14 protein-coding genes and 2 tRNA genes are annotated in these 12770 nt (G+C 43.3%); 10 read left to right on the top strand and 6 right to left on the bottom strand.

Going from position 1 to position 12770, the window contains the following annotated elements; all coding sequences use genetic code 11:
- Positions 1-142: 142 nt before the first annotated feature.
- The 6 genes from C4S38_RS15680 (at position 143) to C4S38_RS00865 (ending at position 4058) form a co-directional block, all read left to right on the top strand.
- Positions 143-352: a hypothetical protein gene (locus tag C4S38_RS15680; protein WP_143813396.1), complete on the top strand. Its 210-nt coding sequence runs from the start codon at positions 143-145 to the stop codon at positions 350-352.
- Positions 353-511: 159 nt separating this feature from the next.
- On the top strand, positions 512-679 hold the full coding sequence (locus tag C4S38_RS15675; RefSeq protein WP_146059434.1) for a DUF1566 domain-containing protein: 168 nt from the start codon (positions 512-514) through the stop codon (positions 677-679).
- A 195-nt stretch (positions 680-874) separates the two neighbouring features.
- Positions 875-2245 carry an RNA-directed DNA polymerase gene (locus tag C4S38_RS00880; protein WP_146059433.1) on the top strand — a complete coding sequence of 457 codons (1371 nt, stop codon included), beginning with the start codon at positions 875-877 and terminating at the stop codon, positions 2243-2245.
- On the top strand, positions 2229-2573 hold the full coding sequence (locus C4S38_RS00875; protein WP_099465227.1) for a four helix bundle protein: 345 nt from the start codon (positions 2229-2231) through the stop codon (positions 2571-2573). The genes C4S38_RS00880 and C4S38_RS00875 overlap by 17 nt, the downstream gene beginning before the upstream one ends.
- A gap of 20 nt (positions 2574-2593) precedes the next feature.
- Positions 2594-2875 carry an HU family DNA-binding protein gene (locus tag C4S38_RS00870; protein ID WP_099465228.1) on the top strand — a complete coding sequence of 94 codons (282 nt, stop codon included), beginning with the start codon at positions 2594-2596 and terminating at the stop codon, positions 2873-2875.
- Positions 2876-2882: 7 nt separating this feature from the next.
- Entirely contained in the window at positions 2883-4058 is a 1176-nt protein-coding gene (locus tag C4S38_RS00865; RefSeq protein WP_103982146.1) for an OmpA family protein, read from the top strand.
- A 132-nt stretch (positions 4059-4190) separates the two neighbouring features.
- Here C4S38_RS00865 and C4S38_RS00860 read toward each other — a convergent pair.
- The 4 genes from C4S38_RS00860 to C4S38_RS00845 all read right to left on the bottom strand — a co-directional run bounded on the left by C4S38_RS00860 (position 4191) and on the right by C4S38_RS00845 (position 5942).
- Positions 4191-4262, bottom strand: a tRNA-Met gene (locus C4S38_RS00860).
- Positions 4263-4391: 129 nt separating this feature from the next.
- On the bottom strand, positions 4392-4706 hold the full coding sequence (locus tag C4S38_RS00855; protein WP_099465230.1) for a chaperone modulator CbpM: 315 nt from the start codon (positions 4704-4706) through the stop codon (positions 4392-4394).
- A 14-nt stretch (positions 4707-4720) separates the two neighbouring features.
- Positions 4721-5626, bottom strand: coding sequence for a DnaJ C-terminal domain-containing protein (locus C4S38_RS00850; RefSeq protein WP_103982145.1), 906 nt, complete (start codon positions 5624-5626; stop codon positions 4721-4723).
- Positions 5627-5870: 244 nt separating this feature from the next.
- A tRNA-Met gene (locus C4S38_RS00845) sits at positions 5871-5942 on the bottom strand.
- Between the two features lie 216 nt (positions 5943-6158).
- On the opposite strand from C4S38_RS00845, the gene C4S38_RS00840 reads away from it, so the two are divergent.
- The 4 genes from C4S38_RS00840 to C4S38_RS00825 are packed head-to-tail and all read left to right on the top strand — an operon-like array spanning position 6159 to position 9148.
- Positions 6159-6752: a TetR/AcrR family transcriptional regulator gene (locus C4S38_RS00840; protein ID WP_103982314.1), complete on the top strand. Its 594-nt coding sequence runs from the start codon at positions 6159-6161 to the stop codon at positions 6750-6752.
- An 8-nt stretch (positions 6753-6760) separates the two neighbouring features.
- On the top strand, positions 6761-7705 hold the full coding sequence (locus C4S38_RS00835; RefSeq protein WP_099465233.1) for a 3-oxoacyl-ACP synthase III family protein: 945 nt from the start codon (positions 6761-6763) through the stop codon (positions 7703-7705).
- Between the two features lie 20 nt (positions 7706-7725).
- Positions 7726-8472, top strand: a complete 747-nt coding sequence (gene fabG, locus C4S38_RS00830; RefSeq protein ID WP_099465234.1) for a 3-oxoacyl-[acyl-carrier-protein] reductase — start codon at positions 7726-7728, stop codon at positions 8470-8472.
- A gap of 1 nt (position 8473) precedes the next feature.
- Entirely contained in the window at positions 8474-9148 is a 675-nt protein-coding gene (locus C4S38_RS00825) for an RluA family pseudouridine synthase (RefSeq protein WP_103982144.1), read from the top strand.
- Positions 9149-9204: 56 nt separating this feature from the next.
- Here the strand turns inward: C4S38_RS00825 and C4S38_RS00820 are convergent, their stop codons facing one another.
- A complete protein-coding gene (locus tag C4S38_RS00820) occupies positions 9205-11391 on the bottom strand; it encodes a glutamine synthetase III family protein (protein ID WP_099465236.1) in 2187 nt (728 codons plus the stop codon).
- Between the two features lie 127 nt (positions 11392-11518).
- On the bottom strand, positions 11519-12751 hold the full coding sequence (locus tag C4S38_RS00815) for an LL-diaminopimelate aminotransferase (RefSeq protein WP_103982143.1): 1233 nt from the start codon (positions 12749-12751) through the stop codon (positions 11519-11521).
- Positions 12752-12770: the final 19 nt, after the last annotated feature.

Raw genomic sequence — 12770 nt, 5'->3', positions numbered from 1 at the left:
AATAGTAATAAAATAATCCGGACTTCGGAATGTCTTGCAGTTACGGCTCAGGATAGTGTAAGATTCGGATGAATCCGGTTGCCCACAGGGCTGAGAGGCTCTGTTAAGATTCCGCCGGGAAGCTCCGGAAGGTAAGTTAGAAGTGGCAACTACACCGTTCATCAGCAATTGGTACTGGAGTAGTTCGGTCTACAATGGTAATGCCGGCAAACGCTGCAAACTGAACTTCAACAATGGCAATTTCAATAACAACAACACGAACAACAACAACTATGTTCGCTGTGTCCGGGACTCATTTATGATTGATGCGTTGCGGTATGTCTTGAATCGGTGGAAACAAAGTATAACGTGAATTGATATAAAAGAATAAATAGTAATAAAATAATCCGGACTTCGGAATGTCTTGCAGTTACGGCTCAGGATAGTGTAAGATTCGGATGAATCCGGTTGCCCACAGGGCTGAGAGGCTCTGTTAAGATTCCGTCGGGACGCCCCGGCAGGCAAGTTATAAGTGGCAACTACATCGTTCATCAGCTCTAACTACTGGAGTAGTTCGGTCTACAATGGTAATGCCAATAACCGCTGCAAACTGCGCTTCAGTGATGGCAATTTCAATGCCAACAACACGAACAACAACAACTATGTTCGCTGTGTCCGGGACTCATTGAGAATCTTATAAGGCTGACGGGACGGATTATTTATAAATAGGGAAATAATATGTAGAGAAAGACAAAGTAGTTTGAACTTCGGAATACTCTAATGTTACGGCTTAGGGTAGAGTTAAGATTCGGGCAATTTCAATAACAACACGAGCAACAATCGCTATGTTCGCTGTGTCCGGGACTTGTTAGCGAATCTGATAAATGTGGATGAAATGAAGATAGATTTTGAATCATTAGTGGAAGCGTGGCTTGATTGTCGCCGGGCTAAAAGGCGTACACCGGTTGCGATGGACTTCGAGGTGGATGCCGAAAGCAACTTGTATAACCTGTATAAGGAGATAGAAGAGGGTACATACAAGATATCACGCTCAAATGCTTTTATAGTGCTCCAGCCGGTGAAGAGGGAGGTGTTTGCAGCCTCTTTCCGCGACCGGGTGGTTCACCATTATTTGGCTGCCCGCATAAACCCCTTGTTTGAAAAGGAGTTTATACTGGACAGTTATTCATGCAGGGTAGGAAAAGGCACACTGTTCGGGTTGAAACGCCTGAAACGTTTCATAGCCCAATGCTCCGCCAACTATACCGAAGACTGCTACGTGCTGCAATGCGACATCCGCGGCTTCTTTATGAACATAGACCGCCGCTTGCTGGCAAACAAGCTGGATGCTTTCCTGAAAGAGAAGTATAAAGGGGACGATTTGGAGACTATTCTCTATCTCACTAATATGATAGCTTTGGATAATCCGGTGTCGAGGGTGCATGTAAAAGGGTTCCGCCATCTGTGGAAAGGCTTGCCTAAAGACAAGAGCCTCTTCTCGATGAACGGTATGCCTATGCCTTGCGACAAGGCGCCGAAGCAGTTGGACATGTTTGTCTGCAACAAAGAACTGGGCTTGCCCATCGGCAACCTGACGAGCCAGTTGTTTGCCAACTTCTACCTGAATAGCTTTGACCACTATTGCAAAAGTAAACTGCGACTGCGTTACTATGGACGGTATGTAGACGATTTCTTTGTGGTACATCAGGATAAGGACTTCCTTAAAAGCCTGGTACCCGTTTTTCAGACATTCTTGCGTGATGAACTGGGGCTGACCCTGCATCCTAAAAAGATACGGTTGACACATTATTCCAAAGGAGTCCGCTTTGTGGGCGCTATCGTGAAGGGACGGACTATAAAGACGGGCAAACGCGCCATAAAAGGCATGCGTAAAACAATTGGTGAGTATAACTACAAAGCTTCCCGTCGTCCGCTCAGTGATGATGAAGAAGAACATTTCCTTCAGAGCCTTAATTCGTATCTGGGTCTTATGAGGCACCATAATAGTTTTAGCCTGCGGAAGAAGGTGCGCGAGTGGCTCTCTCCGGCGTTGGATAAGCTTTATTATTTCACCCCAGAGAAGATCGTACGGAAAGAGAAGGTGCGGTTGCTGCGCCACCAGGCTGTACGGAATATATGTGCAAATATTATGAGATGTCAGAAAAAGGCCGGGCTGGTTCCCGGAAACTACGACGATTTATACATGGAAGTGTATGCTGCCCGGTATAATTGTCCAGAAATATTGAATCATGGCTTTACATACTGAAACACCGCTTTATCTGCGGACAGTGGAGTTGATTAAAATGATTTACGCCGTGTCGCATCATGCCCCGCGTGAATACAAGTATACGTTGATGCAGGATATACGGCGGGATGCGATGAATCTTACACGCTGCATTTACCGTGCTAATGTGTCGCAAGACAAGACGCCGCATTTGATGCAGCTTGTCGACGAGTTTGAATTCCTGAAACTGGAAATACGCCTGTGCAATGAATTGAAGGTAATAGATACCGGCAGCTATGCCAAGCTTGTATTGATGATGGAAGACATCGGACGGCAGATTACAGGTTGGCGCAAAAGTATAACAAAGTAACAAACATAAATATATAGATTATGAATAAGACAGATTTGGCAAATGCGTTGTCGGAGAAGATGGATATTACACAACAGGAGTCTCTCCGCTTTATTGGCTCTTTGATGGAAGTTATAGGCGAAGAACTGGGAAATGACGGTATGATTGCTCTTCAGGGATTTGGCTCATTGGTTCCCTGGAAACAAAAGGAACGGCCCGGACGAAACCCCCAGAATGGAGCTCCTTGTACGATACGTCAACGGATGAGTGTCAAGTTCAGGCCGGGTAAGTTCTTGCTAGAGTCGATCAACAGACAAAAATAGATAAATAATGAAGGTGAAAATTGTAGGAGATATAACGGGGCTTGCTTTATTAATGGCATTACCCTCGTGCGGATCAGGGCGACAGGCTGTGGAGACGCAATCGGAGTTTATACCACAACAGGAAGTAACAGAGAGGAGAGACCTGGCCGTGCAGGCATCCGGATTGGTACGCCATAAAGAGATACCGATGGTACAGGTAGACGCCTCCTCTGTGCTTAGCCGTATGATTAATTATATAGAGCCTGAAACGGCGGTTATGACGCCTGCTGTTACCACACAGCAATTGACGGCATATATAGACTTTCCGGCTAACGGAATAACCATAAACCCAACTTATGGAAATAACCGTGCGGAGCTGGCCAAGCTGAAAGAGCAATTGATGCCGTTGCTCCGCCAAGGGAACCAAGTAGAGTCGATTCGCCTTACCGGTTATGCCTCCCCCGATGGAAATACCAAAGAAAATGAGCGTCTGGCAGGTAACCGTGCTATCCAATTCAAAAACTATCTGCTGAAGCAGTATAAGTTTCCGGATAACGGAATGATTAGCATCGATTGGGTAGGCGAGGACTGGGACGGCCTGGCAAAGATTATAGCTAAATCGGGCAAGCCGTATGCACGCCAGGTGTTGGCTATTATAAACGGGCGTCAGGATGCTGATAGTTGCCGTCGTCAGATACGTGCATTAGACAAGGGCAATGTATATAAAGATATTGAGAAGAACTTCTTCTCGCGTTTGCGCCGTATGGAACTGGCCGTGTCTTATAAGTCGCAGGCAATGGTTGCCTCCAAACAATCGGGTATGGATATGACGGAGTTGGCACAGAAAGTATATAGTGCTCCCGATAAGCTAAGTCTGGATGAATTGTTGCAGGTTGCAACTTTGTACCGTCCGGGTACCGAACAGTATCGCGAGGTGTATGAATTGGCAGCTTACCGTTTCCCTTCTTGTAAGGAAGCCGTCTTGAATGCGGCAGCAGCTTCTATTGCTTTGGGAGATGTCGAAGCTGGCCGTTATTTTCTGCAAGGGGCGGGCGACGATCCGCGTTCGTGGAATAACAGGGGTGTTTTGTGTCTGATGAATGGGGATCTGGAAGGAGCTATGAACTTCTTTCGTAAATATCTGCCCCAGAACCCGAGACTTGCGCGTCAAAACATGGAAATAACCAAAGAGATGCAGAGATGATGAAATAGTAGTTATAAGGCTAGGGGAGGTATATGTTGGGAAACAAATACACTCCCCGAATTTCATTTACTATAAAAAATAAAGGCAACATACATTTCTGTATGCTGCCTTTTGTGCTTATTCTTCAAAAAGTTGCGGAGGCAAGACTCGAACTTACGACCTTTGGGTTATGAGCCCAACGAGCTACCACTGCTCCACTCCGCGATATAGTACAATCGTCGTTGATTGTGAGTGCAAAGGTAGTAAAGATATTATACAATCCAAATTTATTTACAAAATGTTTGTGTAATACTCCTTGTACTTGCAATGGAAGGATTGATTAGCAACGTTTTGTTACATGTTAATAATATTGAAATTGTGAGACTCGTATATGCGTAACCTCTTTTTTAAAGAATGTATTTCGTGTTGGAGAGTCTCCATACGGTTAAGTAGATGGTGAATTGCATCTATACCTTCCATATTAATGGACAAATCATAATACATACGTGTATATTGTTCCACCTCTTTTAATTGGGACGATAAAAGGTATCTTTCGCCATCTACAATGTTAATGTCTATCAGGCCCCCTTCTTCCAATAAAAGAATAAAGGAAGGGTCTATATGGCATTTCTGGCAGTATTCACTGACAATAATTAGTTCTGTTTGCATAATACACTACTGTTTTAATTAAGACTTTGTATTTCTTTGAATAGTTCCTTTTGCTTTTCTGTCAGGTTTGTCGGTATATCTATAGAATATGTGATTATAAGATCTCCGAATTTCCCTTCATTTTTATAAACGGGGAACCCCTTTCCTTTTAAACGTACTTTCGTGTTGTTTTGAGTTTCGGGCTTCACTTTTAACTTGACTTTGCTATCCAATGTATCAATAATCTGTTCGCCTCCTAATATCGCAGTATACAGGTTTAGAGGAACTGTTACATACAGGTCGTCGCCATCGCGTTTGAAACGGTTGTCTTCTGCAATGACGAATGTTATATATAAATCTCCGGCAGGTCCCCCGTTGATGCCGGGTCCTCCTTGTCCTTTCAGTTTTATTGTCTGGCCGTCAGCCACGCCGGCCGGTACGGTGATACGCAAATTCTTTCCATTTACGGTGATTACCTGTTTGTGTGTTTTTGCAGCATCAGTTAATGACAAGCGTAATTCGGCAGTGTAATCTTGTCCCCGGAAGCCATAGTTTGCATTGCTCCCTCCGCGGCTGCGTGATCCGAACATAGATTCAAAGAAATCAGAGAAACCACTTCCGTCACTTGACTCCGACCAGAATGTACCGTCTCCATTACCTCCAAAGTTTGCCCTTTGTTGGCGATATTGCTGTTGTTGTGCTTCATACTGGTCGGCATGTTTCCAGTTTTCTCCATACTGGTCATATTTCTTTCTTTTTTCAGGGTCGCTCAGAACTTCGTTGGCTTCATTAATTTCTTGAAACTTCCGGTGAGCGTCAGGATTGTTCGGGTTTAAATCCGGATGATATTGGCGGGCCAGCTTTTTGTATGCTTTTTTTATTTCGTCTTGCGAAGCTGCCTTGTTCACTCCCAAAATGTTGTAATAATCTATATAGGCCATAATATTATATGTTAATTCCGTTATATGCTATCCGTTAGTATATACTCAATAAACATGCCACAAAAAGGAAAGTTGAGAGGAAAAACACATATTTTCAAATCATCGGGATGTTTTTTTCAAATCATCCTGATGAAATTAGAAAAACATACTTATGAAATAAGAATTCATAAAGAAACGTTCCTGAATAAGTAATGGAGGGATAAAAAAAGAGAGCGCCACATTGTTGTGACACTCTCTTTCTCTGTTGCGGAGGCAAGACTCGAACTTACGACCTTTGGGTTATGAGCCCAACGAGCTACCACTGCTCCACTCCGCGATATGGTACATATCATTCTTGATTGCGAGTGCAAAGGTAGTATATATTTTTTAATAAACAAGTAATTTGCCGTGTTTTTTGGAGAAAGGATAAAAGGAAAGGCCAGTTTGGATTGATAGAGTAGTAGGTTATTTCGATAAAATGTAGTTTTGTTCTTGGTAGTTAATAATTTTTCCGGTACTTTTGCGCACAGTTTTAATCAAAATGTGCAATACAATGCCGATGACAGTTTCTAAAACACGTGACATGTTGGTGGATGTGGCCAGACAATTGTTTGCTCGCCTGGGGGTGGATAACACAACGATGAACGATATTGCACATGCATCAAAGAAAGGAAGACGTACATTATATACGTATTTCAAGAGCAAAAATGAAATTTATCTGGCTGTAGTCGAATCAGAGCTGGATCAGTTGCATAAAATGCTTCTGGATGTGGCCGGTAAGGATTTGCCTGCAGATGAAAAACTGATGACTTTTATTTATACTCGTCTGGATGCAATAAAAGCACTCGTATTTCGTAACGGAACGCTGCGTGCTAATTTCTTCCGGGATATATGGCGTGTCGAAAAGGTACGTAAAGGTTTCGATATTCGGGAGATAGAGATTATCAAAGGGATATTGGATGCGGGTGTAAAAGAAGGAATCTTCCGGATGCCGGATACTGATATTACCGCTTTGGTGCTGCACCATGCTTTAAAAGGTTTGGAAGTCCCTTATATCCGGGGAATTATGGGCGATAATATTAATCAGCGGATTAAAAGAAGAGATAATGTGATGAACTTAATATTCAACGGAATCAAGATAAAGTAAAACCAGAGATGTTTATTAACGCAACAGGGTTTTATGTGCCCGAAGAACGGGTACATAACCAACATTTTTTGGAATTAAATGGGTTGACAAGTGAGTGGATTGAACAACGCACAGGTATTAGAACGAGGTCTAAAGCTAAACCCGAAGAGAACATTAACACAATGGGGCTGGAAGCTATTAAAAATGCACTTCCTGATCTTCCATACGACATTACGGAAGTAGATTTGATCGTTGCCGCCTCATATTCGCCTTACGATACAGTAGCAACGGCTGCACATATTGCTCAGCATGAGTTCAACATAGTAAATGCAAAGGCTTTGTATCTATCTTCTGCCTGCTCTTCTTTTGTGAATGCACTTGAAGTTGTGGAAGGATATTTTGCAATGGGTAAGGCTACGAAAGCTCTGATTATCTCGGCTGATAAAAATTCTGCTTATTATAATGAGACAGATCCGAAGGCCGGCCATTTGTGGGGGGATGCTGCTGCAGCGTTTTTTATTTCAAAAGAACGTGTGACGGAACATGATGCACAGATTGTGGAAATCTTTACACAAGGCCTTGGACATCTGGGTAAAGGACCGGAAGGTGTGCAATTGCGTCCGCGTGACGGCGGTATTATGATGCCGGAAGGACGTGATGTGTTTATTCAGGCTTGTACTTATATGCCGAAGAATGTATTATATCTATTAGAGAAGAATGGATATACGTTAGATGATCTTACCTATTTTATAGGCCATCAGGCAAATATGCGTATAATGTCGAATATAGCAAAACAATTAAACCTGCCTGAAGAAAAGTTTTTGCATAATATAGAAGAATTGGGTAACACCGGTTCTGTAAGTTCTGCATTGGTATATGCTCAGAATGCTACTGGTTTCAAAAAAGGAGACGTGGTTTGTATTACCGTGTTTGGTGGTGGATATTCTGCAGGTGCTTGTTTAATAAAATGTTAAATGATTAAAAATAAAATCGTATGAAATTATTAGAAGGAAAAGTTGCTATCGTAACCGGTGCTGCTCGTGGTATTGGAAAGGCGGTTGCTATGAAGTTTGCTGCCGAAGGTGCAAATATTGCTTTCACAGACTTGGTAATTGATGAAAACGGTTTGGCTACACAAAAAGAACTTGAGGCTTTAGGTGTTAAAGCTAAAGGATATGCTTCAAATGCTGCTAATTTTGAAGAAACTCATACAATTGTTGCTGAAATATTGAAAGACTTTGGCCGTATAGATATTTTGGTAAACAATGCGGGTATCACAAAGGACGGCTTGATGATGCGTATGACCGAGTCTCAATGGGATGCTGTTTTGACAGTTAACCTGAAGTCTGCATTTAACTTTATCCACGCTTGTACACCTATTATGATGAAACAGCGTTCGGGCAGTATCATTAATATGGCATCTGTTGTAGGTGTTCATGGCAATGCAGGGCAATGCAACTATTCTGCATCTAAAGCCGGTATGATTGGCTTAGCTAAATCTATAGCGCAGGAATTGGGCTCTCGTGGTATTCGTGCTAATGCGATTGCTCCGGGATTTATTATCACGGATATGACTGCCGCTCTTTCGGAAGATGTAAGAGAAGAATGGTGCAAGAAAATTCCTTTGCGCCGTGGCGGAACACCTGAAGATGTAGCTAACATTGCTACGTTCCTGGCATCTGATATGTCCTCTTATGTATCAGGACAGGTTATTCAGGTTGATGGTGGAATGAATATGTAATATGGAAGTAATCTACGAAGACAATCATATCATTGCGGTAAATAAAACCTGCCGCGAGATTGTTCAAGGAGATAAGACCGGTGATACTCCTCTTTCAGACTTGCTAAAGGCTTGGCTGAAAGAGAAGTATTGTAAACCCGGAAATGTTTTTGTTGGTGTAGCTCATCGACTGGACCGCCCTGTCAGCGGGGTTGTTTTATTTGCCAAAACCAGCAAAGCGCTTGCACGGCTGAATGAAATGTTCCGCACCGGCCAAGTGAAAAAAATATATTGGGCAATAGTGAAAAATTGTCCTCCGGCGGAAGAAGGTGAGTTGGTGAATTGGTTGGTTCGCAATGAAAAGCAGAATAAAAGTTTTGCTTATGATGTTGAGCGACCTGATTCGAAGAAAGCAATTCTTCATTATAAATTAATAGCTCATTCGGATAACTATTATTTGCTGGAAATAGATTTGAAAACCGGCCGCCATCATCAGATACGTTGTCAGTTGGCAAAGATGGGATGCCCTATTAAAGGAGATATGAAATATGGTTTCGATCGTTCCAATAAAGATGGAGGCATCAGTCTGCATGCCCGTAGTGCAGAGTTTATTCACCCCGTTTCCAAAGAAAGTATAAGAATAGAGGCTCCTGTGCCTGATGATAATTTATGGAAAGCGTTTATCAACGCTTTGTAAAAAGAGACTATTCGAAGAAATAGTCTCTTTTTGTTTCTTAGACTTGTCGAATAAAGCTAGCGGATAAATAATAGCTCCCTGTATTTGGGTAGGGTCCACATTTGGTCGTCTACCACCAGCTCCAGTTTGTCGATATGATAGCGTATGGCTTCCAGCATAGGGACAATCGTGTCGTGGTATGCTATAGCCTTCTCGCGTTCATTCTCTATTTTATTGGCTTTTTTTCGGGCATTTACCATTTCGTCTACCTTTTCTTTGATGAAGATGGTATGGTTGGCAATGTCTTCAATGATTTCAAGATTCTTCGACGACAGATGCACTGCTTTTTCGGTTGGGAATAAATCTTTCATTTTGTATACGTTGTCAATCAGGGAAGATTGGTATTTCGTGGCCATCGGGATGATGTGGTTCATGGCCAGATCGCCTAGTACACGAGCTTCTATTTGTATCTTTTTAGTGTATGTTTCCCACTTTACTTCATTGCGGGCCTCAAGTTCTTTGCGAGTCATGACGCCGGTAGATTCGAACATCTTTACACTACTGTCTTTCAGATAGGCATCGAAGATAAGAGGTACACTGGTTTCGCAATCCAATCCCCGGCGGATTGCTTCGGCTTTCCATTCATCGCTATATCCGTTGCCGTCGAAATGGATTGCTTTGCACTCTTTAATGTCTTTACGAAGTTGGTCTATAATAGCTGTAAATTTGTCTTTACCTTCTGCAATTTTTGTGTCTACAGTTGTCTTGAAATGTTTTAACTGGTCGGCTACGGCCGCGTTCAGAGCTAGCATGGCAGATGCACAGTTGGCAGACGAGCCTACTGCGCGAAACTCAAAGCGGTTTCCGGTGAAGGCAAATGGCGAAGTACGGTTGCGGTCTGTATTATCTATCTGCAGTTCGGGTATACGGGCTATATCTAATTTCATTCCCTGTTTGCCGGCTAGATTGAAGTTTTCGCTGTCGCTCTTTTCCAGATGATCTAATACGGCAGAAAGCTGTGATCCCAGAAAGCTGGAGATAATTGCCGGAGGTGCTTCGTTTGCTCCTAGGCGATGGGCGTTGGTAGCGGACGAGATACTGGCTTTTAGCAAGGCATTGTGGATATATACAGCCTTTAGCACGTTTACTACAAAGGTGATGAAACGCAGGTTGTCTTCAGGAGTTTTGCCTGGAGCCATCAGTAAAATACCGGTATCGGTACCCAGCGACCAGTTGTTGTGTTTACCTGAACCGTTTACTCCTTTGAATGGTTTTTCGTGAAGTAACACCCTGAAGCCATGTTTGCGACTGATCTTACGCATCAATGCCATAATAAGCAGATTGTGGTCGTTAGCCAGATTGCATTCTTCAAAAATAGGAGCTAGCTCAAATTGGTTTGGAGCAACTTCATTATGACGCGTCTTTACTGGGATACCCAGCTTGAGCGCTTCTATCTCCAAATCTTTCATGAACTCCATTACACGAGTCGGAATAGCACCGAAATAATGGTCTTCAAGCTGTTGGTTTTTACTGCTTTCGTGTCCCATCAGGGTGCGGCCGGTCAGTAGCAGGTCGGGGCGTGCAGCATATAAACCTTCGTCAACCAAAAAGTATTCTTGTTCCCAACCTAAATAAGAGTATACTTTTTTGACATCTTCGTTGAAGTAGTGACAGACGTCTACTGCAGCTTTGTTTACTGCTTCCAAGGCTTTTAGCAGAGGAGCTTTATAGTCTAACGATTCTCCGGTATAAGCAATGAAGATTGTTGGTATGCAAAGTGTATCGCCTACGATAAAGGCTGGTGATGACGGATCCCAGGCTGAGTAGCCACGGGCTTCGAATGTATTACGGATACCGCCGTTAGGGAAGCTGGATGCATCCGGTTCCTGTTGTATGAGCAGTTTACCAGAGAATTCTTCTATCATGCCTCCTTTTCCGTCGTGTTCTACAAAAGCATCATGCTTTTCGGCTGTTCCTTCGGTCAGCGGATGAAACCAGTGTGTGTAATGGGTTGCGCCCATTTCGAGTGCCCATTTCTTCATACCTGCTGCTGTGGCGTTGGCAGTTTCGCGGTCTAGCGGTGCGTTGTTGTCGATGCAGTCTATCAATTTAGCATACGCTTTTTCGGGAAGATACTTAAACATTTTCTGCCGGTTGAAAACGAGTGAACCGAAATAAGTTGCCGGCCTTTCGGTTGACGCCGGGACTTCTGCTGCCTTTTTCTCGAAAGCGGCCTCTACTACTCTGAATCTTAACTTTGACATAGTACCTGTTTGTTGAAGTTATAGTGAATATATAATAGTTGTTGTATAGTGCTGGTTAGAGCGTGAATAATTAGCCTGATTGATGGTCGCGACCTCTCTATAGTGCCTTTTTATGTAGATAACCGATTTATTGGTGTAGCCATTTTTTTAATCTGTCCATAGCTTCCATTGTGTCGTTTCTGTCTCCAAAGGCAGTGAGGCGCAAGTAGCCTTCGCCACTGGGACCAAATCCTACACCTGGGGTTCCTACTATGTTTACTTCGTAAAGCAGTTTATCGAAGAACTTCCATGAACTTAGTCTGTCGGGTGTTTTTAGCCACAGATAGGGGGCGTTGGTGCCGCCGTATACATTCAGGCCGCATGCTCTGAGTCCCTCTTTCATGATTCTTGCATTTGTCATATAGTAGTTTATAGTTTCTTTAACTTGTTTCTTTCCTTCGGGTGAATATATGGCTTCGGCTCCGCGCTGGGTGATGTAGCTGGTGCCGTTAAACTTGGTACTCTGACGTCGGTTCCATAGTTTGTTCAGTTGCACGGTTTCGCCATTTAGTGTAAAAGCGTTCAATTCTTTCGGTACTACGGTGTAACCGCAGCGAACTCCTGTGAAGCCAGCTGTCTTTGAGAAGCTGCGGAATTCGATGGCTACCTTTTTTGCTCCCTTTATTTCATAGATAGAGTGGGGTATATCTGTGTCTTGGATATATGCTTCGTAAGCAGAGTCGTACATGATAATGGCGTTGTTGGCTAAAGCATAATTGACCCATTTTTTTAGTTCGTCTTTCGATAAGGTTGTTCCCGTTGGGTTATTAGGGTAACATAAGTAGATGATATCTACCCGCCTGTCGGGCAGACTGGGGATAAAGTTGTTTTCTTCCGTACAGGGTATATAAACGACGTCGCTCCATTTGCCGTTTTCGAGTATTCCCGTACGTCCACTCATCACATTAGAGTCGATATATACGGGATATACAGGATCTGTTACGCCAATACTGTTGTCATGGCGGAGCATGTCTCCGATATTTCCGGTGTCGCTTTTGGCTCCGTCGCTTACAAATACTTCGCTGGGTTCCAGATAGACGCCACGGCTGGCATAGTCGTTTTTCAGGATGGCATCAATAAGGAAAGAGTAGCCTTGCTCCGGACCATAGCCGTGGAAGGTTTCTTTCGTTGCCAGCTCGTCCACGGCCTTATGCATGGCTTCTATAACGGCAGGGGGAAGGGGTTGCGTAACATCACCGATCCCCATGCGGATGATTTTGTCTTTGGGATGGGTGATTTTAAAGCTGTTTACCTTCTTCGCGATGTCTGAGAATAGATAACTGTTTTGCAATTTGAGGAAATGTTCATTAACTAGTGCCATATCTTGCTGATTTGATTTA

Origin of the sequence: Parabacteroides chinchillae (assembly GCF_900108035.1) — a bacterium.
GTDB lineage: Bacteria > Bacteroidota > Bacteroidia > Bacteroidales > Tannerellaceae > Parabacteroides > Parabacteroides chinchillae.
The sequence above is the reverse complement of the archived record's forward strand: the minus strand, read 5'-3'. Positions and strand labels throughout refer to the sequence as shown.

Excerpts from the sequence above, each read along its gene's own strand:
- C4S38_RS00880 (WP_146059433.1), top strand. The coding sequence starts at position 875 with ATGAAGATAGATTTTGAATCATTAGTGGAAGCGTGGCTTGATTGTCGC.
- C4S38_RS00875 (WP_099465227.1), top strand. The coding sequence starts at position 2,229 with ATGGCTTTACATACTGAAACACCGCTTTATCTGCGGACAGTGGAGTTG.
- C4S38_RS00870 (WP_099465228.1), top strand. The coding sequence starts at position 2,594 with ATGAATAAGACAGATTTGGCAAATGCGTTGTCGGAGAAGATGGATATT.
- C4S38_RS00865 (WP_103982146.1), top strand. The coding sequence starts at position 2,883 with ATGAAGGTGAAAATTGTAGGAGATATAACGGGGCTTGCTTTATTAATG.
- C4S38_RS00855 (WP_099465230.1), bottom strand. The coding sequence starts at position 4,706 with ATGCAAACAGAACTAATTATTGTCAGTGAATACTGCCAGAAATGCCAT.
- C4S38_RS00850 (WP_103982145.1), bottom strand. The coding sequence starts at position 5,626 with ATGGCCTATATAGATTATTACAACATTTTGGGAGTGAACAAGGCAGCT.
- C4S38_RS00840 (WP_103982314.1), top strand. The coding sequence starts at position 6,159 with ATGCCGATGACAGTTTCTAAAACACGTGACATGTTGGTGGATGTGGCC.
- C4S38_RS00835 (WP_099465233.1), top strand. The coding sequence starts at position 6,761 with ATGTTTATTAACGCAACAGGGTTTTATGTGCCCGAAGAACGGGTACAT.
- fabG (WP_099465234.1), top strand. The coding sequence starts at position 7,726 with ATGAAATTATTAGAAGGAAAAGTTGCTATCGTAACCGGTGCTGCTCGT.
- C4S38_RS00825 (WP_103982144.1), top strand. The coding sequence starts at position 8,474 with ATGGAAGTAATCTACGAAGACAATCATATCATTGCGGTAAATAAAACC.
- C4S38_RS00820 (WP_099465236.1), bottom strand. The coding sequence starts at position 11,391 with ATGTCAAAGTTAAGATTCAGAGTAGTAGAGGCCGCTTTCGAGAAAAAG.
- C4S38_RS00815 (WP_103982143.1), bottom strand. The coding sequence starts at position 12,751 with ATGGCACTAGTTAATGAACATTTCCTCAAATTGCAAAACAGTTATCTA.